Consider the following 22,732-nt stretch of genomic DNA (forward strand, 5'->3'; position numbering starts at 1 on the left):
CGTCCCGGGCGGGTTTCCCACCCTTCAGGACCCTGCCGCCAGGAGGGCCCTCCGATTTTCCACGCCCGAAGGAGCACGTAATGCGTAAGTTCATGGGGATCGCGTCCGCGATCACCGCCCTGGCCCTGGCGCTGACGGCCTGCGGCTCGACCGAGACCGCCACATCCGGAGACACGGGCAAGGCCTCCGCCGCCGAGGTGCTCAAGGTCGGCGCGAGCCCCGTCCCGCACGCGCAGATCCTGAAGTTCGTCAAGGACAAGCTCGCGGCCAAGGAGGGGCTGAACCTGGAGATCGTCGAGTTCACCGACTACGTCCAGCCGAACGTCCAGCTCAACGACGGCCAGCTCGGCGCCAACTTCTTCCAGCACAAGCCCTACCTGGACGACTTCAACGCCTCCAAGGGCACCAAGCTGAGCTTCGTCCAGCCGGTCCACCTGGAGCCGCTGGGCGTCTACTCCAAGAAGCTCACCGATCTCACCGCGCTGGCCCAGAACGCGACCGTCGCGGTGCCCAACGACGCCACCAACCTGGGACGGTCGCTGAAGCTGCTCGCCGACAACGGCGTGGTCACGCTGAAGGAGGGGGTCGGCACCGCGGCCACCGAGCGTGACGTCACCGGCAACCCCAAGAACCTGAAGTTCCAGCCGCTGGAGGCCGCCCAGCTGCCCCGCTCGCTGGAGGACGTGGACGTGGCCGTCATCAACGGCAACTACGCCCTGGAGGCCGGTCTCGACCCGGCGAACAAGGCCCTGGTGCTGGAGAAGGCCGAGGGGAACCCCTACGTCAACGGTCTGGTCGTGGCGGCCGGCAACGAGAAGGACCCGCGCGTGGTCAAGCTCGTCAAGCTGCTCGCCGGCCCCGAGGTGAAGCAGTTCATCGAGCAGACCTACAAGGGAGCCGTCATCCCCGCCTCCTGACGTCCCTCTCTGGAGGGGCCGTGGCTTCCCGCACCACGGGGGCCACGGCCCCTCCATGCCTTCTCACCGAACATCAAACCGAGTAATGTTCGGTTTTATGCACCCGGGAGCCATCGCGGCGACCTCGCCGGACAAGCCCGCTGTGATCATGGCGGGCTCCGGGCAGGTCGTGACCTTCCGCGAGTTGGACGAGGAGTCCAACCGCCTCGCCCACCTGTTCCGCGCCGCGGGGCTCCAGCCGGGCGACCACATCGCCTTCATGCTGGAGAACCATCCGCTCTTCCTGGTGATCGCCTGGGCCGCGCACCGGTCCGGCCTGTACTACACGGCCGTCGGCTCGCGGCTGAAGGCCGACGAACTCGCCTACATCGTCGACAACTGCGAGGCGCGTGTCTTCATCTCCTCCGCCAAGCTGGCCGAGGTCGCCACCTCGATCACTCCCGCGACGCCGAAGGTCGAGCTCAGGCTCATGCTGGACGGTGTCGCCCCCGGCTTCGACTCCTTCGAGGAGGCGGTGGCCTCCCACCCCGCCACCCCCATCGAGGACGAGTGCCAGGGCATGGACATGCTCTACTCCTCCGGCACGACCGGCCGGCCCAAGGGCGTCAAGCCTCCCCTGTCCAAGGCCACGCTGGACACCCCGGGGCCGTTGCTGCAGCTCATCCAGTTCCTGTTCGCGCCGTCCGCCGACAGCGTCTACCTCTCCCCGGCGCCGCTCTACCACGCCGCCCCGCTGCGCTACTGCATGAACTTCCAGCGCGTGGGCGCGACGCTCGTGGTGATGGAGCGGTTCGACCCCGAGCAGGCGCTCGCGCTGATCGAGAAGTACGGCGTCACGCACTCGCAGTGGGTGCCGACCATGTTCATCAAGATGCTCAAGCTGCCGGAGCAGGTGCGGACACGCTACGACCTCTCGTCGCTGGTGTGCGCGATCCACGCCGCCGCGCCCTGCCCCGTCCCGGTCAAGGAGGAGATGATCGAGTGGTGGGGGCCGATCATCCACGAGTACTACGCGGGGACCGAGGGCAACGGCTTCCTGTACGTCGGTCCGGAGGACTGGCTCAAGCACAGGGGCACGGTCGGCCGCTCGCTGCTCGGCGTCGTGCACGTGTGCGACGAGGACGGCAACGAGGTGCCGCCGCGTGAGCACGGCACGGTCTATTTCGCAGACGGCCCCCAGTTCGTCTACCACGGCGACGAGGACAAGACGAGATCCTCGCGGGACCCGCTGGGCCGTGGGTGGACCACCCTCGGTGACATCGGCTATCTCGACGAGGAGGGCTTCCTCTACCTCACCGACCGGCGCTCCTACATGATCATTTCTGGTGGGGTGAACGTCTACCCGCAGGAGGCCGAGAACGTCCTGTCGGTCCATCCGAAGGTGGCGGACGTGGCGGTCTTCGGCGTCCCGGACGAGGAGATGGGCGAGCAGGTCAAGGCCGTCGTCCAGCCCGTCTCCATGGACCTCGCCGGCCCGGCGCTCGCGGCCGAGCTGATCGACTACTGCCGCTCCCGGCTCGCGTCCTACAAGTGCCCCACGTCGGTGGACTTCCGCGACGAGCTTCCCCGTCATCCCACGGGGAAGCTCTACAAGCGCCTCCTGCGCGACGAGTACTGGCCGCGGCCTCAGACGGGCAAGTCCGATGTCTGAGGGCCGGCTCATCCGTCCAGATCGCGACGGCCGCCTACCGCGACTGAGCGCCTCGCGGCCGGCGAATGCACCGCGCGGGCTTACACACGCCCTGAACGCTTTGAGGCGACCTTCGAAGGCCTGAACCGGACCCGTTCGACACCGCTGTCGCGCAGCGGGCGCAGTCCCAGTCGTCGGCCTCCAGCAGTTCGTGGCCCACCTCCACTCGGGGGACGCCGTCGCCGCGCGGGCGTCCGTGTTGCCCACGCGCTGGACCTCGCCCACGACGGCATCGGCCGTACGGGCACGGGCCTCGACACGGTCCTGCGCCGCACGCAGTTTCCCCTCGTCCGCGCTGACGAGGAGGGCGCCGTTGCGGGCGGTAGCCGGTCCGGGTGCTGCCCGCTTCGGCGAGAAGCTCGATGACCTGCGGGTAGTAGGCCGCGCCGGCCGCGTAGAGCTCGTGGAAGGGCCCCTCGGCGGTGGACGCCCAGGGGGAGATGATGCCCGCGCTGGCGTCCGTCGCCTGTCCCGTATCTGCGGAATCGACGTGCGGGGCCGCTCAGCCCCCACCGGTTCTTCCGCAACGGTAGAGGCCCTGTCCGGTGAATCCCCGGCCGGGGCATCTGGTTGGGGATTCACCGGTGCGCGACACGGGAAGAGCCGATTTTCTCGGACAGGTCAAGATCGATCTCTGTCTTGACCAGCTTCGATAAAGCGGCCGTCAGAGGATCCGGGCAACCGAGATCATCCCCTTAAGCTGCTCTTACGCGCCTTCAGGCATTGTTTGAGTCGCCGGGAGGACCGGTCGCCGCCCGGCTACTCACGGGCGGACGCAAGACTTGGGGGAAGACATGGACCCGAACAAGAATGAGCAGGACACCACTCCGGCCGACGCGACCCCCAGGAACGACGGCTGGACCCAGTTCGGCAAGACGCCGCCGCGCACCGGCGAGTACGCCATGGGCAGGGGGGCGGACCAGAGCGCGGGTGACGCCGGGCCGCAGCCGACGCTGATCCATCCGGTGCCGGAACCGCTCGCGGCCCCGGTGCCCGCCCAGCGGGCCAGGCTGACCACCGGGCAGAAGGTGGGGGCGGGGCTCGCGCTGGCCGCGATGGCGGTCGGCGGTGGAGTGGTGGGCGCCCTGGCCGCGACCTCGTTCGGCGGCTCCGGCACCACGCTCGCCTCCTCCGCCGGCCCGGTCGTCAACCCGGTCGGCAATGTGACCACCGTCGCCGACGTGGCCAAGGCCGTCCAGCCCGCGGTGGTGTCCATCCAGATCAAGACCAGTGCCGGCGGTGGTGAGGGTTCCGGCGTGGTGCTGTCGACCGACGGACTGATCCTGACCAACAACCACGTGGTGGAGGCCGGCGGGCTGGGTCAGGGCGCCCAGGTGAGCGTCAAGTTCAGCGACGGCAAGTCCGTCGGGGCAAAGGTCGTCGGCACCGATCCCGTCACCGACCTCGCGGTCATCAGGGCGGACGACGTCTCCGGCCTCACCGCGGCCTCGATCGGTGACAGCGACCGGCTCAAGGTGGGCGACTCCGTGCTCGCCATCGGCAGCCCGCTCGGCCTGTCCGGCTCGGTCACCGCCGGAATCGTCAGCGCGCTGAACCGCACGGTGACCGTCGGCGGCGAGCAGCAGCAACAGCTCCCGCCGGGCTGGGGCGGTGGCCAGCAGCAGCAGAGCGGCAGCGCGCCCACGGCCATCGGCGGTGCCATCCAGACCGACGCGGCGATCAACCCCGGCAACTCCGGCGGCGCGCTGGTCAACGCGTCCGGGCAGGTGATCGGTATCAACACCGCCATCGCCACCAACGGCGGCGAGGGCAACATCGGCGTCGGTTTCGCCATCCCGATCAACACCGCCAAGCAGGTCGCCCAGCAACTCATCGAGAAGGGCAAGGTCACCCACGCCTTCCTGGGTGTCTCCCTCGCCTCCGCCGCCGAGGGCACGAGTGGGGCCCTGGTCAGCGAGGTGACCGCGGGCAGCCCCGCAGCCCAGGCGGGGATCAAGCAGGGCGACCTCATCACCAAGATCAACGACACCGTGGTCGACGACGGCACCACCGTCGTCGGCGCCGTCCGCGGGTTCAAGCCGGGGCAGAAGGTGACCGTGACCTACGTCCGCGACGGCCGGCCCCAGACCGCCACGGTGACCCTCGCCGAGAAGACCGGCGAGTAGTCCCCGCCGACGGCCGTGCCGCCGGGGTCGCGGTGACCCCGGCGGCACGGCCGTTCCCGGCATCCCGAGAGCGTCTCGTCTCGGACCGCGGCGCTCAGGAGAAGCGGTTGCCCTCGTCGCGCCGGTAGGCCCACACGGCCAGGGCCCCGGCCACCACGGTCCAGACGCCGAACATGGCCATCGACAGGGTCCCCGGGGTGCCGTGGCCGACCGCGGCCCAGACCAGTTCGACGGCGCCCCGGCTGGGCAGGAAGGGCGCGACCACCTCGATGAACGCCGGGGTGTACATCGGGTTCATGAACAGCCCCCCGCCCACCGCCATCGGGAACAGTGTCAGCTGCACCACCGCGATCGCGGCCTTGGACGGCAGCGCGTAGCCGATGAACAGGCCCAGGAGCTGGAACGGGACCGACGCGACCACCAGGGCTCCGAGGCCCAGCAGCAGCCGGCCGGGTGTCACGGTGGCCTCGGTGAGCAGTGCGGAGACGATCAGCACCGGCACGATCCCGATCGCCGTCATGATCAGCGCGGTGAGGATCCGGGCCCCGAACCTCGGCCAGGAGCCCGCGGGAAGAGTGCGGGTGTAGGGGTCCCAGGGCTGGGCGCGATCCTCGGAGACCCCCAGGCCGTGGGTGAACAGGCCGCTGGACATCACCGCGAAGATCAACATCGAGGCGGTGGCCAGAGTGGCCCCGAGGGGATCGTCTCCGGCGAACGGCACCACGAAGAAGAGCATTGAGGCGGCGGGGAAGAAACCGTTTCCGATCAGCGCGATCGGCACGCGGACGGTCTCCAGTAACTGATACCGGGTATGGGTAAGAAGAAGTGACATGGGGGTGTCCTCTCGGGGGACGGGACGCGTGGGAGCGGGGCCGTACAGGGACCGGGCCGGGGTCGCCGGTGTGCGCTGCCGGCGGGGGAGGGTGCTTCGAGGAGGGGGCGCCGGGGCGGTGCCTCAGGCGGCCTGCGGCTCGCGGGCGGTGAGGGTGAGGAACGCCTCCTCCAGGGAGGTGGCGCGGATCTCCAGGTCGGAGAAGGGGATCTCGGCGCGGACCAGGGCGCGCACCAGGGTGTCGGCGTCGGCGGTGAGCAGGTGGGTCCGGGCGCCCTCCCGCTCCGTGCTCAGGACGCCGGGCAGGTCGGGAAGGGCGTCGGCGGTCAGGGTGACGCGCCGGACACCCGCGATGCCCCGCACGTCGGCGGTGGTGCCGTCGGCGAGGACACGGCCCTCCCCGATGACCACGACCCGCTCGGCCAGCGCCTCGACCTCCTCCAGATAGTGGCTGGTGAGAACGACGGTGCCGCCGTCGGCGTGGAAGTGCCGGATGCCGTCCCAGAGCGCCCGGCGGGCCTCGACGTCCAGCCCCGTGGTCGGCTCGTCCAGGAAGACCAGCCGGGGGGCGCCGACGAAGGCCAGTGCCACCGCGAGCCGTCGCTTCTGCCCGCCCGACAGCCCCCCGATCTGGCGGCGCTCCATCCCGGACAGGGCGAACTGTTCCAGCAGCGCCCCCCGTGCGACGCTCCGCGGGTAGTGGGCTGCGACGAAGTCCACGACCTCGCCGATCCGCAGGGTCGACGGCAGTCCGGTCTCCTGGGGGGTGACGCCGATGCCGCGCCGCAGCCGCGGGTCGGCGGGGGAGCCGCCGAACAGCTCGACCCGGCCCGCGCTGGGCCTGCGCAGCCCCACGAACAGGTTGATCAGGGTGGACTTGCCCGCACCGTTGGGGCCGAGCAGGCCGACCAGCTCGCCTGCGTGGATGTCGAGGGAGAGCCCGTTCAGGGCGAGCACGTCCCCGTAGCGCCTGGTGACCCCGACGGCGCGCGCCAGGACCTCAGCCACCGGCTCGGAGGTCGGCTCCGTGAGCCCTGTCAGAGGGTCCGTCGTCTGTTCTGCCATCGGTGGAACCTTCCTTTCTCGGATCGTGTGTCAGCTGTCGCCGGAAGGCGGTGTCATGGTCGTGTTCAGCAGTTGGCGGATGGCCGCGGTGTAGTCCTCGAAGGCGAGGCGTCCCCGCCGGGTGAGGGCGGCGTAGGTGACGGGGGTCCGGCCCTTGTGGGCTTTGACGATCTCCACGTATCCGGCCTCCTCAAGCTTGGTGAGGTGCACCGACAGGTTGCCCGCCGTCATCCCGAGGAGATCCTTCAGCCCGGGGAAGGTGATCCGGTCACCCTCGTTCAGCGTGTTGAGCGTGACGACCACCCGCAGCCGGGCCTGCGCGTGGATCACCGGGTCGAGTTCGGGGGTCACCGGTGGGTTCTCCGGCGGAGCACCAGCCCGGCGGCGATCGATCCGCCGCCCGCGCCCACCGACATCAGCAGGGCGTGCCAGCCCGGTCCGGCGGTCGTGCCGATCGCGTTGAGAACGGCCAGCCCCGCGCCGAAGACGAACATCGGCCGGACGTGCCAGATGGCGCCGCCCGCCATGTAGAGGACGGCGACCACCGTCATCGACAGGCTCGCCCAGAGCAGGCTCCGTTCCGCCTCGGGAAGCTGCGCGCCGACCCGGATGGCGATCGCCGCGGCGGAGAGGAAGCCGAACGTCCAGGCGAAGCCGTACATCATGCCGCGCGCCTGGGACATGCCATGCACCGGGCTGCCGAGCTGCCACATGGTGAGCGCGCTGACCAGCATCGCCAGTGTCATCATCCCGAGCAGCAGCGCCATCGCGACGCCGATCGGGATCGGCAGGTACGGCGTGCCGGACAGGCCGTGGTGGAGGAAGAACGCTCCGAACCCGACGAGCCAGGCGACTCCCCATGCCAGGTAGTGCGGCACCGGGTCGGGGGTGAACCGGTCGGCCGCCGCCGAGCCTTGCTTCTCGATCAGCCGGAGCGTCTCCTCGGGGCTCAGCACCCGCTCGTCGTCGTCCATGGCCAACTCCTTGAGCATGCAAAGCGGTTTGCAGTTCAAACCTTGTGGTTTGAACTATAAACCACATTGCTCCATCAACTCAAGAGGTGCGCTCAGCGCCCGGCGGCCAACGCCTCCGACCGCCACAGGTCGCGGTAGTAGCCGGCCGTACCCACCAGCTCCTCGTGGGTGCCGCGCTGGATCACCGAACCGTTCTCCAGCACGACGATCTCGTCCACCTCCTCCAGCCCGTGCAGGCGGTGGGTGACCAGCAGCGTCGTGTGGCCATGGGTGGCGTCCAGCAGGTCGGCCATGAGGGCGTCGGCGGTCTCCTCGTCCAGCGCTTCTGCGGGTTCGTCCAGCAGCAGCACAGGCGGGTCGTTCAGCAGCGCCCGCGCCAGCGCCAGCCGCTGCAGCTGCCCCCCGGACACCGTCCGCCCGTCCTCCCCGAGCACCGTGTCCCACCCGGTCCGCTCCACCCACCGCTCCAGGCGTGCCCGCCGTACGGCCTCCGCCAGCGCGTCCTGGCCCGCGTCCGGTCCGGCCAGCCGAAGGTTGTCCCGGACCGAGGCCTGGAACACGTACGGATCCTGCGTCAGCCCCGTCATCACCCGCCGGACGTCGTCGGCGGACAGCTCCCCGATCTCCACCCCGCTCAGCCGGATCGTGCCGGACTCGGGTTCCACCAGGCGCATGAGGGCCGACAGCAGCGTGCTCTTGCCGGCGCCGCTGGGGCCGACCAGGGCGACGCGCCTGCCGGGGGTGAGGGTGAGGCTGACACCGTTGAGGGCGGGGGAGCGGTCGGCGCTGTGCCGGACCACCAGGCCGTCGATCTCGACGGTCGGCGGGCCGCCGGGGACGGCGGCGGGGGTGGCGGGGTCGGTCACGGCGGGCGGGGTCGCGCGGACCTCTCTGAGTCGGCGGAGGGCGGCGAGCACCCCGGTCAGCCGCTCCCCGGCCGCGGCCATCGGCAGCACCGGCTCGAACGACACCAGCGAGACCAGCGCGAGCACCGCCGTGGGGACCGCCCCGGCCCCGGCGCCCCGCGCGGTTAGGACGACCGCCAGCACGGTGAGGCCCTGGGCGAGCACGCCCAGAGCCATGGCCACCGCGTTCGCCCTGGCCTGCCGGCGTTCCAGCGAGGCCAGCCGCGCGTCGGCCTCGGCGCAGGCCGCCAGCGCCCGGTCACCGGCTCCGTAGGCGGCCAGGTCCGCGGAGCCGTGCACCAGGTCGGCGACCCTGGCGGCCAGCTCGGCCCGTGCGGGGGCGATCCGCGCAGACCATCGCCTGGCCGCGGCGGCCGTGCCCGCCGGGATCAGTGCCCCGGCCACCACCAGCCCGGCCAGCAGCACCAACGCCGCGACCGGGAGCAGGAACAGCGCGAGCACGACCGCGGTCACCGTGGTGACCAGCGCGGCCACCGCCGGGAGCAGGCAGCGGACCAGCAGGTCCTGTGCCGCGTCGGTGTCGTCGACCATCCGGCTGAGCAGGTCGGCGCCCCGCTGCTTCAGCGGCCCGGCCGGGATGAGCGCCGCGTACAGCCGCTCCCGGGTCGTCGCCTGAGCCCGCAGCGCGACGTCGTGCCCGGCCAGGCGCTCGCCGTACCGGAAGACGCCCTTGCTCGTCGCGAACGCCCGGACCCCGACGATCGCCACGCTCAGCGCGGCCAGCGGGGGCTGCTCGGCTGCCCTGGTGATCAGCCACGCGGCCGATCCGATCAGCCCGAGCCCGGCCAGCTCGGCCGCCGCTCCCGCCGAGGCGGCGAGAGCCAGCCGTCCACCCATCCGGTTCACACGGACCCCCCGGTCGTCTCCATTGCGGTGGCGCCGCCGGTCCGGTCGTCTACGGAACGGACGGCCACCCGGTCCGACACCACGCGGCCGTCGGCGATCCGGATCACCCGGTCGGCCACGTCGATCATCGCGGGTCGATGGGCCACGATCACCGAGGTACGGCCCTCGGCGAGGTCGCGGGTGGCGCTCACGACCGCGCCCTCGCTGCGGCCGTCGAGCCGTGCGGTCGGCTCGTCGAGCAGCAGGACGTCCGCCGACGGGCGGCAGAACGCGCGGGCGAGTGCGACCCGCTGCCGCTGCCCGGCCGACAGGTTGGCGCCGCGCTCGCCGAGCACCGTCTCGTATCCGCCGGGTAGCCCGGCCACGAACTCGTCGGCGTACGCGCCCTCGGCCGCCGCCCGCACCTCGTCGATCGTCGCGTCGGGGGAGCCGAGCCTGATGTTGTCGGCCACCGAGGTGGCGAACAGGTGGGGGCGCTGCGGCACGGACGCCAGCCGCCGGCGCCAGGAGTCGAGGTCGGTGAGCTCGGCCCCGTCGATCAGGACCCTGCCGGAGGCGGGAGAGACGGAGCCGAGCAGCAGGTGGAGCAGGGTGCTCTTGCCCGCGCCGCTCTCACCGACCAGCGCGACCCGTTCGCCGGGCGCGATCACCAGCGAGACGTCCTCCAGCGCGGCCTCCTCGCTGCCCGGATAGCGCACCGTGACGTTCTCCAGCCGGATCTCCGGTGCCCCGCGCCGGCCGGTGCCCGCCCCGGGCCGGGACCCGCCCTCCGCGGGGCCTTCCGCCTGCCCGTCCAGCACGGCGAAGGCCTGGTCGGCCGCCGCGACCCCTTCCATCGCCGCGTGGAACCTGCTGCCCATGGTGCGCAGCGGCAGATACGCCTCGGGGGCGAGCAGCAGCACCAGCAGCGCGGTCGACAGGTCGAGCGACCCCGACAGCAGCCGCAGGCCCACCGGTACGGCGACCAGTGCCAGCGACAGCGAGGCGGCCAGCTCCAGCACCAGCGACGACAGGAACGCCACCCGCAGCGTGCGCATCGTCGCGTTCCGGTGGGCGTCGGCGACCTGCTGGATCACCCCGGCCTGGAAGCGGGCCCGGCCGAAGGCGCGGAGCGTGGGCAGGCCGCGGACCACGTCCAGGAAGTGCCCGCCGAGCCGTGACAGGGCCCGCCACTGCTGTTCGGTGACCACCTTGGTGTGCATGCCGACCAGCGCGCCGAAGATCGGGATGAGCGGCAGCGTGACCAGCACGATCACCGCGCTGGTCAGGTCGGCGGCCAGCAGCCGGACGAGCACGGCGATCGGCACGACCCCGGCGACCGCGACCGCCGGGAGATATCCCGACAGGTAGGGGTCGAGGGCGTCCAGGCCCCGGCCGGTCAGCGTCACCAGCTCCCCGGAGCGGTGGGAGGCCAGCCGGGCCGGGCCCAGCTCCTGAAGCCGCGACAGCAGCCGGTGGCGCAGCGCCGACTTCACTCCGGTGGTCGTGCGTCCGGCGGCGATGCCCTGCACCAGGCCCAGCGCCCCTCGGACGGCGACGACCAGTGCCAGGAGAACCAGCGCCGAGGTCGCGAACCGCCCGGACAGCACTCCGGCCAGCACCTCCGCCTGGACCAGTACGAGCAGCCCGGCGAGGACCGCCGCGCCCAGGCAGAGGGCCAGGTGGCGGCGGACGGCCCGTTCGCTCCGGGCAAGCCGTAGAAGATCCTTGTGCATGCGAACCTTTGAAAGCGTCAGAAGAACGACGGGATCCGGTCGGCCGCACGCCGGGGACCGAACGTGCGCCATACCCATACTTGCGCCCCCACCATGAGCGGTGCGAACGGCAGAAGCATGACACTCAACACATTCAGTGTCCCGGCGGGGGCGGTGTGTTCCAGCAGCCACGGAACGAGCGCGGCGAGCAGCGCCGTGACGGGCGCGGCCGCGGCGCACGCCGAGACCAGCAGAGCCCTGCCGGTCCGGCTCGCGCCGGTCACCTGTCCCGGCAGCCGCCAGGAGACGAAGGTCCAGCCGTGGAAGGCGAACGCCGCGGCCACCACCAGCCCGCCGCCGAGGCCGGGCAGGCTGATCGGCGGTCCGGACAGGCCGCCGGCCATCGCCACCAGCGCCATGCCCCAGCTCAGCGCCAGGCCGTAGGAGCCGACGCAGATCACCCAGTCCCAGCCCGCCCGCCAGGCAGGGCCGTCGAGACGGCGACGGAACCACAGTCCCGCGTCGCGCAGGATCCACGAGACCAGCAGGGAGACCACCAGCGGGTAGAGGCCGAACAGCGTGTCTCCCTCGATCGAGGGGAAGGCGCCGAACAGCACACCCGCCACGGCCACCAGCCAGACCTCGTTCGCCAGGACGAACGGCGCCATGGCGGCGACGACGCGGTCGCGGCCCTCCTGGGTCCGGCCGAGCACGGGCAGCAACATGCCCAGGCCGATGTCGAAGCCCTCCAGGGCGAAGTAGCCGATCAACAGAAGGGCGAACACGCCCGTCCAGAGGATGTCCACGGTCTTCTCCCTAGAAGCTGAGCGCGTGCGCGCGCTCGGTGGAGCCGGCGGGGCCGTCGCCCGCGCCGAGCGCGGCGGCGCCGGGTCCGCGACGGACGGTCTGGGCGATCAGGAGGTAGTCGACGAGCGCCAGCAGGCCGAGCACGCCTGCGAACCCGAAGAGCGAGAGGGTGACCATCCCCGTGGTCAGGCCCGGGGACATGGCGTCGGCGACGGTCAGCTTGCCGTTGATCAGCCACGGCTGGCGGCCCACCTCGCGGGCCAGCCAGCCGCAGATCGCGGCGAGGAAGGGCAGCGGGGTCATGAGCAGGAGGATCGGGTGGGCCCAGCGCCAGCGCGGCAGCCAGTACACCGTGGGCAGCAGCACGAACATGATGAGGAGCTGGAGCGTCTGCCCGATCGTGATCATGACGCCGAGCCCGGCCCCTGCCAGGGTGGCATCGTTGAACTTGTCCGGCTGGAAGATGCCGACCGGACCGAACTGGGCGTAGCCGAAGCCGACCGTGACCAGCGAGCCGATGAACGCGGCCACCACCCCCAGACGGAGCGATCTCGTGAAGAACTCCCGCTCGGCGGTCCGCCTGAGCAGCTGGTACGCGCTCGCGCCCATCACCACGAACCCGCCGGTCCACAGGCCCGCACCGAGCACGTGGGGGAGTGACATGGCCAGCATGGGGTTGGTGACCAGCGCGCCGAAGTCGGTCAGCGCCAGGTGGTCGCCCCGCTCCACGGCTCCCGCCGGGTTCTGCAGGAACGAGTTGGCCACCATGATCCAGAAAGCGGAGGCGTAGGCGGTCAGGGTCACCAGCCAGATGCACGCCAGGTGGAGCCACTTGGGCAGCCGGTGCCAGCCGAAGATCCACAGTCCCAGGAAGGTGGACTCCAGGAAGAAGGCCCCGAGCGTCTCGATCGCGAGCGGCGCGCCGAAGATATCCCCGGCGTAGTGCGACAGGCCGCTCCAGCTCAGGCCGAACTGGAACTCCATCACCAGTCCGGTGACGATGCCCAGCGCGTAGTTGATCACATAGATCTGGCCCCAGAAACGGGTCATCCGCTCATGGACCGGCTTGCCGGTCAGGACGGAGCGGGTGTGCATGATCGCGACGAGGGGGGCCAGGCCCAGGGTCAGCACGACGAACAGGAAGTGAAGACTCCCCGTCACCGCGAACTGCGTCCGAGCCAGGTCGAGCACGTCCATGGTGTCACCTCCAACGTTATATCCAGCTACATATAGGCATTCTACATGTAGCTGGAGTATGTGTAGAGTGGCTATGACAAGGGAGGTGGCACCGTGAAGGAGTGGAGCGGGCAGACGGACGGCACGCCCGGCGCGGGAGGCACGGTGAACGCCGGCGCCCCCCTCGGGCAGACGGAGATCCTGCTGCTCTCCGTGCTGAAGCAGGGCCCCCTGCACGGCTACGCGATCGTCGAAGCGCTACGGGAGCGTGGCGCGGGCACGCTGAAAATGCCGACCGGCACCCTCTATCCGGCTCTGCGCCGGTTGGAGCAGGAGGGATACCTGGCCGGCGAGTGGGGCACGGTGGGCGGGCGCAGGCGGCGCACCTACCGGCTGACCTCTTTTGGCCGTACGGCTCTGGCCGGGGAACGACCCGCGTGGCGGGAGTTCGTCGGCACGATCGGCACCGTGCCGGAGCCGCGCGCTACGTGGTGGCGGGCTCGCGCCGACGGGTGATGCGCAGGCACCAGGCCGCGCCGTACAGCTGCGCGAGCATGAAGCCGTCGCTGACCAGCGTCAGGCCGACACCCAGCGGATAGCCGGAGAAGCCGGTCGGGCCGTGCGAGCCGTACACCAGCGCCGCGCACAGTACGAGCATGACCGGGAACATGGCCCAGACGAACACGGCCAGCCCCCGGGTGACGAGCCGGGGCCGCCGGATCCTGCGCAGCCCTCGGCCCAGCGCGAACAGGGCGATCCCGCCGAGCACGCCGGTGAACATCTGCAGGATGTCCACACTCCGGGCCACCGGCACGAACCAGTCGGGCCTGGTCGCGTAGTCCAGCGGGTCGGTGGGGAAGACCTTCCAGATCACGCTCCACATGAGCGCGGTGAGCGGAACGCTGACGAAGAGCAGGGCGGCCAGCCTGCGGCCCGCCGAGATCGACAGCTCCTCCTGGTACCCCGGTGCGATCTCGCTGATCCGGCCGAACTCCTCGACCGCGACCCGCTCGGCCTCGGCCCGCTCCAGCCCCTCGGCCTCCAGCGCCTCGGCGGTGTCGAGCAGGCTGTCACGCGCCTCGGTGACCAGGTCGAGCTTCGGTCCCTTCGGGCCTCGGAGAGCACGGCTGAGCCCTGTCACGTAGTCGTCGATGATTCCGGCGCGCGCCATGGTCTCTCCAGTCGGTGGGGCCTCCCCAAGGTATCCACCCCCCATCCTGGCCCCATATCCGGGACGGCGCATCGGGGACTTCCCCGAAAGGACCCCGAACCCGCGTCCGCCGGCCGCGGACGGACCGGGACTACTCGGGCCAGGCGGAGTTCTGGATGACGTCGACGAAGTCGATGTGCCTGAACCCGGGGACGAAGTGCTCCAGGACGTCCGCGTTGACCGTGCCGAAGGTGGTGTCGGGCCGGTCCTTGAACCCTTCGGTGAAGGCCGCGAGGATCTCGCGCTTGAAGTCGGGGCGTGGATGCGCGGCGGTGACCGCGGCGACGTCCTCCGCGGACAGCTCGGCGTAGCCGATGCCGAGGACGTCGGTTTCGACCCCGGCGGTCACGAGCGCCACCTCGGGCTCCAGCCGGTAGGGCACCTCCGGCGTCGTGTGCAGGGCGATCCCCTCCCACACCTTGCGGACGTCGGCCTCCGGCAGGCCGTGGGAGGTGAGGAAGCGCCGTGCCTCGTCGGCGCCGTCGAGCTCGAAGCGCTGGTCGGTACGCCGGTAGGTCTCGGTCAGTCCCAGGTCGTGGAACATCGCCCCCACGTAGAGCAGCTCGGGGTCGGCCTCCATCCCGAGCCGTCTGCCCTGCAGCGTTCCGAAGAGGTACACGCGGCGGGAATGGTCGTACAGCAGCGGGGGCGCCGCCTGACGGACGAGCTCGGTCGCCTCCTTCGCGAGGGCGGAATCGGGAATGGTGATGCCCGCGATCGTCTCGGTCATGAGAGTGATCTCCCTTCCGGGGTCCGATGAGGAATACCCTGCTGACCTCTACCTTCTCAACCGGGGTGGCGAGAACGTCTTGCTTTTTGAGACGTACTATCCACGGAAATGGACAGAAAAGAGCATGCGGGATGCTCTCCGCCGCCGGTACGCGGCTCCTGCCCGGTCCGCCCGTCACCGCTGAGACAGGTGGACCAGCGGGGAGGGTTCCGAGGGGCCGGGCGGGCGGCGGGCGGCGTGGGAGGCGGAGCTCATCAGGAGGGTGGCGGCCGTGACGGCCGCCACCAGGACGACCCATCCCAGGACGCGGCCCATCCGCAGGCCGTACCCGCAGAGGATCCAGGAGAGCGACAGCAGCCAGCGACCCGCTGACCGGCTGGTGACGCGGCGCATCTCCATCGCCCCGAAGGCGAAGTCGGCGGCGGTGGTCCTGTCGTCCACACCGGTGCCGAGCCGGGAGTAGAGGACGGCGAGGCGGTGGGGGGTCGGCGGGTCGGCCTCGGACCCCGACCAGCCGCGCCAGGCGTGCTCGTCGGCGAGGGTGCGCCTCGGGGTCCACCAGCGCAGCGGCGGCCAGCGCAGCGCGAACCGCACGCCACGCGGGGTGGTCGCGAACGCGCAGCCGGCCAGCCGGAGCCGCTCGGGGTGGCGGATTCCGGTGAAGCCGCAGGTGCTGAGGTCCACGCGGCTCAGCGTCAGCGCCTCGGAGTCCACCCCGCGCAGCGAGGTCATCCGCGCCGGGCCCCGCCCGCTGACCGTGGCCGGGCCCCGCAGTGTCGCGCCTTCGAGGTCGGCCTCCGCGCCTTCGAGGCGTACGGCCAGCGGGCCGGCCACCCGCAGCCGCCGCAGGTCCACCGCGCAGCCGCGGGCCGTCACGTCGAGGCCGTTGCCCGCCCACGCCCCGGCGAGGCTCAGGCTGCGGCCGACCGTGGCCGGAGCCATGGAGCAGCCCGCCCAGAACCGCGCCGCCTCGAATCCGGCCAGCCCGCCGAACTCGGCCCTGCGGAACGACGACGCCCGGCCGAACCGGCACCCCCGGAAGGTGGCGTCACCGGTGAACCGGGTGCCGTCGAAGGTGGCGAACCCCTGGAACTCCGCGTTCTCGAAGGACGCGGTCCGCCCGAACCGGGCCGCGCCGAACAGCGCGTCCCGGCCGGCGCACACCCGGTCGAAGGCGGCGTGCCCGGCGACGCTCACACCGTGCAGGGACAGCTCCCTGGAGAACCTGACCTCCCGGAAGGAGACGTTTCCCGCGAAACGCGCGTCGAGGAACGAGGCGAGGCGGTGGAAGCGGGCCTGGTCGAAGGTGACGTCCCCGTCGAACACGACGCCGCCGAACCTGGCCTCCCCGGGGAAGACCGCCCGATCGAACCGGGCCCGGCCCAGACGGCGGTGTGTGGCGGACAGGATCCGCTCCAGCAGGTGCCCGTCGACGACGGTGCCCCGCAGGTCGATCGCGGAGCCGGGGGACAGTCCCCCGGCGACTTCGTCGAGCTCGTCCTCGTCGAGGTGAGCCAGGCAGCGCTCATAGGGTCGCCGTGCCGATCCGGCGCATTGCGGGGAGGCGGCGCAGGTAACCCAGCCCACGTCGAGAGTCGTCATGACCGAGTGATACCCAGAGTCGGCGGCCAGGCGAGATCTAGGTCAAGGCGAGCCATAACTGGCCCTCCTTAATCGACATGAAGCGCCAATATTCGCTTATTTCACCTTCTACCCACTTATAGGTACGTGTTCGCTGGTTCGTGGACCTCTACGCTCCCGGTCATGCGTGCTTTATCCAGGGCGTTCGCCGCCCTCGTGGCCGTCGGCGTCACCGCCGCCGGCATCACGGCCCTCACCTCAGCTCCCGCCCTGGCGGAGCCGGGCACCACCGGCGCCGTCAACATGAGCGGCACCGCGGGCAAGGTCGTGCTGGCCCGCTCGGCGGAAGGGCTGGCCTGCAACGGAGGTTCCACCCCCTGTACGGCCGAGCAGACGGCGCTGATCGCCGATCTCGTCGGATACGGCACCGCGAACTACTTCGAGGGAACCGCAGCCCCGGCCCTCTCCACCACCGTGGCCGGGTTGCGCAAGGACCACGGCTGCGCCGACACCGACGTCAACGGCGCGGACGTGGAGACGGCGGCCCCCGCACCGCGCAACCGGGCCACCGCCCTCGCCCCCTGCGGTGACGCCGAGCCCACCCCCACCCCCAGCCCCACTCCGACCGCGGAGCCCACGCCCACGCCCACCCCCACGCCCACGCCGACGGGTGACCCGTGCGACACCCCGGTCACCCACCAGATCGCCCAGGTGCAGGGCGCCGGCGACGTCAGCCCGCTGGCCGGTCAGACCGTCCGGGTCGAGGGCGTCGTGACCGCGGACTTCCAGGAAGCGGACCAGCTCAGCGGGTTCTTCCTCCAGGACCCGACCCCGCCACCTCCGAGGGCCTGTTCGCCTTCGCGCGCAGCTCGTTCAGGGACGTCAAGGTCGGCGACCGCGTGCTGGTCACCGGGAAGGCCGTGGAGTTCAACGGCTGGACCGAGCTGTCACCGTTCCCCGTCCTCGGCAACGTCAAGGTGGCCGGCTTCAACACCCTCAACTGGTTCACCACCCTGGGCTCGCGCGGTGCCAACACCGCGGAGGAGCAGCAGCGGCAGCTGGCCAAGCTGGTCGCCGCGCTGAAGGGCATGAACGCCGACGCGGTCGGCCTGATGGAGGTGCAGAACAACGGCCAGACCGCCGTCCAGGCCCTGGTCGACGCGCTCAACGCCGAGATGGGGGCGGGCACCTACGCGGCACTCCGTCACCCCACCGAGTACAACCCGCCGGGCCTCTACCGTCCCGACGCGTTCCGTTCCTCCGACCACGACCCCGTGGTCATCGGGCTGACCCTGCCGGGAGGCAGGAGCTGATCCCGGAGGCCATCCCCGGGGGCCGGTGACGCGGAGCGTCGCCGGCCCCCGGCTTTTCCTGTCCGTTCGTTCCCCGGTGGCCCTCCCGTCCGTCTGTGTGGGAGCCCCGTTCCGGGCGGGCGGCGCGAGGTTCCGGACATCGGGCCGGGCAGAGCGATACCTTGTGCTCGACGGGCGGACCGGCGCCTTCCGGGGAGAGCGACGACGCCCACGTCCGCTACCGGAACGGCACTTTGGTGATCATGCCTTTCGAGATGGTGCCTCCCGGTACGCCGTCACCGTGGTGCGCACCGACTGAACCATCCGGATCCGATGGGGACGCCTGTGGTCTCCGCCGTCGTGAGCGGGCTCCGGCCGTGACGGCGGCAGATCATTTCGAGCTCCGCGGGGGGCGGCCTCTCACCACCGGTTCCGGCCGTCGACAGGATGGCCGTGATCCTGCGCCGGAGCCGGTTCCTCCTCGGCGGAGAACCGTGAGCCCGTGTATCCGGGCGGCGCGACGGGCGGGCCGCCGGGACCGCCCGGCGGCAGACCCAGGGCGGTCGAGAGCTGACGCGCCGTCTCGGCGACGATGCCTCCCATCTCCCGCAGACGGGATTCCACGGGCGCGCGGGTGACCGAAACGCTGATGGCGCCGGCGATCAGCCCCCGATGATCCCGTACCGGCGCCGACACCCCGGCCGCGCTGTCGTCGAGCTCGACCGCGGTCACCGCGTAACCGTGGGAGCGCACGTGGGCGAGGTCGGCCATCCACCGCTTCTCGTCGCCGACCGCGGAGTCCAGGCCCGTGGGCAAGGTGGCCCGCAGGAGCGTGCCGACCTGTTCCTCGTCCCAGTCCGCGAGCAGCGACCGGCCGGCGGCCGCCATGATCACTGGAACCGAGACGCCCTCCCAGACCCGGTGGTAGGCCCGGGAAGACGGCATCGACGCCAGCGTGAGAACCATGTCGCCGCGCAGTATGCACAGGTGCGTGTCCTCGTCGAAGACCGTGGCCAGACGCTGCAGGAAGGGTGCGGACACCTGGACAAGCCTTGACTGCTGGGTCCGCGCCGCGAGGGCGAACAGGCGCCAGCCCAGGCGGTAGCGCCGGGTGAGCGGGTCCCGCTCCACCATCCCCTCGACTTCGAGGGCACGCAGCGCCCTCGACACCTGGCTCTTCTCCCTGTCCAGCCGCTGCGCGATCCAGCTGACACCGAACCCGTCCACGTCCCGGTGGTCCCCGTGACCGGCGAGCACTTCGAGGATCTCCATGTCCCGGCGCAGCCCGACAGAGGACACCGGTGTCTTCTCGCTCATCCCCACCCGTTCATAACGAAACGTTGCCAATTTTTGCAACAGTTGCAACTTATTTTGCGCTGACCGCAACTAGTCGCATACGTTTGCAAACTCATGCAAGCGTAAATGAAGGCGGTCACTCATGAGTTTCAGCGAGTATGTGATCTCGCGCTGGGGCACTCTCTCGCTGGCCGCCGCCGAACACGCCCTCGTGGTGGGGATCGCCATCGGCATCGCCACGGTCGTCGGCGTCGGTATAGGGCTCCTCGCCCATGATGTCCCCAAGGTGCGGAGCGGCTCGCTGACGATCTCCGCCGCGATCCTGACGGTCCCCTCCCTGGCACTGCTCACGCTGCTCATCCCGCTCACCGGACTCGGCTGGGGATCCACGCTGGTCGCGCTGACCGCGTACGCGTTTCTGCCGATCATCCGGAACACGGTGACCGGGCTACGCGGCGTGGACGCCGCCACGGTGGAGGCAGGGCGCGGGATGGGGCTGAGCCGTAGCCGTGTCCTGCTGAAGGTGCAGCTGCCGCTGGCCTGGCCGCTGATCCTGGCAGGCGTGCGCATCGCGACGCAGATGCTTATCGGCATCGCGGCCATCGCCGCCTACGTCGACGGGCCCGGGCTCGGCACGCAGATCTTCGAGGGGCTCTCCCGGCTCGGCTCGGTGAACTCGCTCAACGCGACGCTCGCGGGCACGCTCGGCATCGTGGTCATCGCCGTGCTGTTCGACCTGTTCTTCTTCACCGTCCGCCAACTGACCATTCCAAGGGGGCTCCGTGTTCGGCAGTGACACCGAAGGCGTGCGTATCGAGTTGCGCGGGTTGACCAAGCAGTACCCAGGCCAGGACGCGCCCGCGGTCGACGACGTCAACCTCGACATCCCCGCCGGAGAGCTCGTGGTCTTCGTCGGCCCGTCGGGCTGTGGCAAGACGACCACGATGAAGATGATCAATCGTCTGGTCGAGCCCACATCGGGCGAGATCCGCATCGGCGGCAAGGACATCCTGAGCCTGCATCCCGATGAGCTACGCAGGCACATCGGCTACGCCATCCAGCAGGTGGGGCTGTTCCCGCACATGACCATCGGGCAGAACATCGGCCTGGTGCCGAAGCTGCTGGGCTGGCCGGCGGCCCGGACGGCCGCCCGGGTCGAGGAACTGCTGTCACTGGTCAACCTGGAGCCGTCGCTGTTCCACGACCGCTATCCCCGCCAGCTCTCCGGGGGGCAGCAGCAGCGCGTCGGCGTGGCCAGGGCGCTGGCGGCCGATCCACCCGTGATGTTGATGGACGAGCCCTTCGGCGCCACCGACCCCATCACGCGTGAGCATCTGCAGAAGGAGTTCGTCAAACTCCAGAGGCAGCTGCGCAAGACGATCATTTTCGTCACCCACGACTTCGAGGAGGCCATCAAGCTGGGCGACCGCATCGCCGTACTGAAGGAGCGGTCGCACATCGCGCAGTACGACACGCCCGCGAACATCCTCGCCCAACCCGCCGACGCCTACGTCGCCGGCTTCATCGGCGAGGACGCCACGCTCAAACGGCTCGCGCTGCTGCGCGTGGAGGACCTGCCGTGCGCGGGGCCGCCGAACGGCGCGGGCCTGCCGCCGGTCGTCGCGGGCACCAGCCTGCGCGAGGCGCTGGACGTCATGATCGCGCACGGCACCGACCGCTGCAGTACGCCCTCCGGCGTGCTGACCTACGCGGCGCTGTGCGAGGCGATGAGATCCGGGCCCGGGGCCGTGCCGCAGGAGGAAGTGGTCGCCGGTGACCGCTGAGACAGTCGCCGTCGGCCGGGTGCGACCGGCCGGAGGAGCCTTGGGGCTGCGCCACCTCATCACCCCGCTCGCCGTCTGCGCCGCGCTGGCCGCCCTGTACGCCTGGGTCGGCACACTTGAGCTCGACTCCATCGAACGGCGCAGCCTCAACCGGACGGTGATCCTGACCAAGGCCGTGGAGCACATTCAGCTGACCCTCGTTGCGACGGCGCTCGTGCTGGTCATCGCGATCCCACTGGGCATCGTCGCCTCGCGCGCCAGGAACCGGCTGATCACGCCGGTCATCCTCACCGCGGCCAACCTGGGCCAGGCGATTCCCTGCATCGGGCTTCTCGTGCTGTGCACCTTCCTGATGGGAGTGGGCTTCCAGACCGCCCTGGTGGGGCTGGTGGCATATGCGGTGCTCCCGGTGCTGCGCAACACGATGATCGGGGTTCAGCAGGTCGATCCGACTCTCATCGAGGCCGCCCGGGGCATGGGGATGACCAGAGGGCAGATCCTGCGGCGGGTGGAACTCAAGCTGGCCGTTCCCGCGATTCTCGCCGGTCTGCGGACGGCGCTCGTCCTCACCGTCGGCGTCGCCACACTCGGCGCGTTCGTCGCCGCGGGCGGCTTCGGTGAGCTGATCATCAACGGGCTCAAGCTGAATCGCATGCCCGTGACCGTCGTCGGCGCCGTGCTGACCGCGTGCATCGCCTTCGCCGTCGACTGGCTGGGCGCACTCGCCGAGAACCTGCTCAAGCCCCGCGGCATGTGACCGCGCCCCGCATCCGACCGTCCGCAATCCCGATCCGAAAAGGTGTCTTCAGCCATGGGTGCACGAACCCTCCGCCATACGCTCGCCCTGCTCGCCGCCGCGACGTTGACCGTGACCACCGTGAGCGGCTGCGGCTCCGCCGACGCCGTCGAAGCATCGAGCGCGGGTAACGAGCTCGCCGGCGCCAAGTTCGTCATCGGTTCCAAGGACTTCACCGAGAACATCATGCTCGGGCAGATCACCGTGCAGCTGCTCAAGGCACACGGGGCCGAGGTCGTCGACAAGACCAACCTCGGCGGCACCGCTCCCAACCGTAAGGCTCTGGAGTCCGGATCGATCGATATGTACTGGGACTACTCAGGCACCGGATGGATCGAGCACCTGAAGAACGCCACCCCCATCCAGGACTCGGCCGAACAGTTCAAGGCCACGGCGGCGGCGGACCTGGAGAAGAACAAGATCCAGTGGATCGGGCCGACCCCGCTGAACAACACCTATGCCCTGGCGATCCGTTCGGAGAAGGCCAAGGAGCTCGGCGTCAAGACGATCTCCGACGTGGTCGAGCTGTCGAAGTCCAAGCCCGAGGAGGTCACGCTGTGCATCGAGACGGAGTTCTCGACCCGTGACGACGGCCTGCCGGGACTGTCCAAGGCCTACGGCATGACCATCCCGAAGGACCGGATCAGCCTGCTGGACACCGGCGTCGTCTACACCGAGACGGACAAGGGGCAGACCTGCAACTTCGGTGAGGTGTTCACCACCGACGGGCGTATCGCCGCGCTCGACCTCACGGTGCTGCAGGACGACAAGCACTTCTTCCCGTCCTACAACGCCGCCGTCACCCTGCGGCAGGAGACTTACCAGAAGCACCCCGCGCTCGAGAAGGTGCTCCAGCCGGTGATCGACAAGCTGGACGACGCGACCATGCAGAAGCTCAACGCCCGGGTCGACGTCGACGGCGAGGAGCCGGGCAAGGTCTCCGCCGACTGGCTCGACAAGTCGGGCTTCCTCGGCAGCGGATCATAGCGG

Annotated in this window: 22 protein-coding genes; 9 read left to right on the top strand and 13 right to left on the bottom strand. The window is 70.6% G+C overall.

Features of this window, described 5'->3' with window-relative positions:
* The first annotated feature begins 80 nt into the window (after positions 1-80).
* The 3 genes from FHR32_RS39035 to FHR32_RS39045 all read left to right on the top strand — a co-directional run bounded on the left by FHR32_RS39035 (position 81) and on the right by FHR32_RS39045 (position 4,733).
* Entirely contained in the window at positions 81-917 is an 837-nt protein-coding gene (locus FHR32_RS39035) for a MetQ/NlpA family ABC transporter substrate-binding protein (protein ID WP_184759590.1), read from the top strand.
* Between the two features lie 97 nt (positions 918-1,014).
* On the top strand, positions 1,015-2,568 hold the full coding sequence (locus FHR32_RS39040) for an acyl-CoA synthetase (RefSeq protein WP_184759592.1): 1,554 nt from the start codon (positions 1,015-1,017) through the stop codon (positions 2,566-2,568).
* A gap of 833 nt (positions 2,569-3,401) precedes the next feature.
* The gene (locus FHR32_RS39045) at positions 3,402-4,733 is read left to right on the top strand and encodes a S1C family serine protease (protein WP_184759594.1); all 1,332 of its coding nucleotides are present in this window, start codon (positions 3,402-3,404) and stop codon (positions 4,731-4,733) included.
* 94 nt (positions 4,734-4,827) lie between these two features.
* On the opposite strand, the gene FHR32_RS39050 is transcribed toward FHR32_RS39045, so the two are convergent.
* The 8 genes from FHR32_RS39050 to FHR32_RS39085 form a co-directional block, all read right to left on the bottom strand.
* A complete protein-coding gene (locus tag FHR32_RS39050; RefSeq protein WP_184759596.1) occupies positions 4,828-5,565 on the bottom strand; it encodes an ABC transporter permease in 738 nt (245 codons plus the stop codon).
* Between the two features lie 123 nt (positions 5,566-5,688).
* On the bottom strand, positions 5,689-6,630 hold the full coding sequence (locus FHR32_RS39055; protein WP_184759598.1) for an ABC transporter ATP-binding protein: 942 nt from the start codon (positions 6,628-6,630) through the stop codon (positions 5,689-5,691).
* A 30-nt stretch (positions 6,631-6,660) separates the two neighbouring features.
* Complete coding sequence (locus FHR32_RS39060) at positions 6,661-6,981, bottom strand: winged helix-turn-helix domain-containing protein (protein ID WP_184759600.1); 321 nt, start codon at positions 6,979-6,981, stop codon at positions 6,661-6,663.
* Positions 6,978-7,604 carry a transporter gene (locus FHR32_RS39065; protein WP_184759602.1) on the bottom strand — a complete coding sequence of 209 codons (627 nt, stop codon included), beginning with the start codon at positions 7,602-7,604 and terminating at the stop codon, positions 6,978-6,980. Before FHR32_RS39065 ends, FHR32_RS39060 begins: the two co-directional genes overlap by 4 nt.
* 92 nt (positions 7,605-7,696) lie before the next feature.
* The gene (gene cydC / locus FHR32_RS39070) at positions 7,697-9,367 is read right to left on the bottom strand and encodes a thiol reductant ABC exporter subunit CydC (RefSeq protein WP_184759920.1); all 1,671 of its coding nucleotides are present in this window, start codon (positions 9,365-9,367) and stop codon (positions 7,697-7,699) included.
* Between the two features lie 5 nt (positions 9,368-9,372).
* Positions 9,373-11,091 (bottom strand): thiol reductant ABC exporter subunit CydD, encoded by a 1,719-nt coding sequence (gene cydD, locus FHR32_RS39075; protein WP_184759603.1) that lies wholly within the window; start codon positions 11,089-11,091, stop codon positions 9,373-9,375.
* A 17-nt stretch (positions 11,092-11,108) separates the two neighbouring features.
* Positions 11,109-11,876, bottom strand: coding sequence for a cytochrome d ubiquinol oxidase subunit II (locus FHR32_RS39080; RefSeq protein ID WP_184759604.1), 768 nt, complete (start codon positions 11,874-11,876; stop codon positions 11,109-11,111).
* A gap of 10 nt (positions 11,877-11,886) precedes the next feature.
* Complete coding sequence (locus FHR32_RS39085; RefSeq protein WP_184759606.1) at positions 11,887-13,074, bottom strand: cytochrome ubiquinol oxidase subunit I; 1,188 nt, start codon at positions 13,072-13,074, stop codon at positions 11,887-11,889.
* Positions 13,075-13,167: 93 nt separating this feature from the next.
* Here FHR32_RS39085 and FHR32_RS39090 point away from each other — a divergent pair, with 93 nt between their 5' ends.
* Positions 13,168-13,569, top strand: coding sequence for a PadR family transcriptional regulator (locus FHR32_RS39090; protein ID WP_312882908.1), 402 nt, complete (start codon positions 13,168-13,170; stop codon positions 13,567-13,569).
* On the opposite strand, the gene FHR32_RS39095 is transcribed toward FHR32_RS39090, so the two are convergent.
* The 4 genes from FHR32_RS39095 to FHR32_RS46430 form a co-directional block, all read right to left on the bottom strand.
* Positions 13,538-14,224: a permease prefix domain 1-containing protein gene (locus FHR32_RS39095; RefSeq protein ID WP_184759608.1), complete on the bottom strand. Its 687-nt coding sequence runs from the start codon at positions 14,222-14,224 to the stop codon at positions 13,538-13,540. The genes FHR32_RS39090 and FHR32_RS39095 overlap by 32 nt on opposite strands.
* A 130-nt stretch (positions 14,225-14,354) precedes the next feature.
* Complete coding sequence (locus FHR32_RS39100) at positions 14,355-14,993, bottom strand: HD domain-containing protein (protein ID WP_184759610.1); 639 nt, start codon at positions 14,991-14,993, stop codon at positions 14,355-14,357.
* Positions 14,994-15,167: 174 nt separating this feature from the next.
* Complete coding sequence (locus tag FHR32_RS39105; RefSeq protein ID WP_184759612.1) at positions 15,168-16,595, bottom strand: pentapeptide repeat-containing protein; 1,428 nt, start codon at positions 16,593-16,595, stop codon at positions 15,168-15,170.
* Between the two features lie 413 nt (positions 16,596-17,008).
* Complete coding sequence (locus FHR32_RS46430; protein ID WP_281391202.1) at positions 17,009-17,269, bottom strand: hypothetical protein; 261 nt, start codon at positions 17,267-17,269, stop codon at positions 17,009-17,011.
* A gap of 204 nt (positions 17,270-17,473) precedes the next feature.
* On the opposite strand from FHR32_RS46430, the gene FHR32_RS45475 reads away from it, so the two are divergent.
* Positions 17,474-17,887 carry a hypothetical protein gene (locus FHR32_RS45475; protein ID WP_246468543.1) on the top strand — a complete coding sequence of 138 codons (414 nt, stop codon included), beginning with the start codon at positions 17,474-17,476 and terminating at the stop codon, positions 17,885-17,887.
* 399 nt (positions 17,888-18,286) lie between these two features.
* Here the strand turns inward: FHR32_RS45475 and FHR32_RS39115 are convergent, their stop codons facing one another.
* Complete coding sequence (locus tag FHR32_RS39115) at positions 18,287-19,183, bottom strand: IclR family transcriptional regulator (RefSeq protein WP_184759614.1); 897 nt, start codon at positions 19,181-19,183, stop codon at positions 18,287-18,289.
* A 121-nt stretch (positions 19,184-19,304) separates the two neighbouring features.
* Here FHR32_RS39115 and FHR32_RS39120 point away from each other — a divergent pair, with 121 nt between their 5' ends.
* Genes FHR32_RS39120 through FHR32_RS39135 form a run of 4 tightly spaced genes read left to right on the top strand, consistent with a single transcriptional unit; the run spans position 19,305 to position 22,729 of the window.
* On the top strand, positions 19,305-19,958 hold the full coding sequence (locus FHR32_RS39120; RefSeq protein WP_184759616.1) for an ABC transporter permease: 654 nt from the start codon (positions 19,305-19,307) through the stop codon (positions 19,956-19,958).
* Complete coding sequence (locus FHR32_RS39125) at positions 19,945-20,946, top strand: ABC transporter ATP-binding protein (protein WP_184759618.1); 1,002 nt, start codon at positions 19,945-19,947, stop codon at positions 20,944-20,946. Before FHR32_RS39120 ends, FHR32_RS39125 begins: the two co-directional genes overlap by 14 nt.
* On the top strand, positions 20,936-21,703 hold the full coding sequence (locus FHR32_RS39130; protein WP_221466848.1) for an ABC transporter permease: 768 nt from the start codon (positions 20,936-20,938) through the stop codon (positions 21,701-21,703). The genes FHR32_RS39125 and FHR32_RS39130 overlap by 11 nt, the downstream gene beginning before the upstream one ends.
* A gap of 54 nt (positions 21,704-21,757) precedes the next feature.
* Positions 21,758-22,729 carry a glycine betaine ABC transporter substrate-binding protein gene (locus FHR32_RS39135; protein WP_184759620.1) on the top strand — a complete coding sequence of 324 codons (972 nt, stop codon included), beginning with the start codon at positions 21,758-21,760 and terminating at the stop codon, positions 22,727-22,729.
* Positions 22,730-22,732: the final 3 nt, after the last annotated feature.

It is taken from the genome of Streptosporangium album, from assembly GCF_014203795.1.
Lineage (GTDB): Bacteria > Actinomycetota > Actinomycetes > Streptosporangiales > Streptosporangiaceae > Streptosporangium > Streptosporangium album.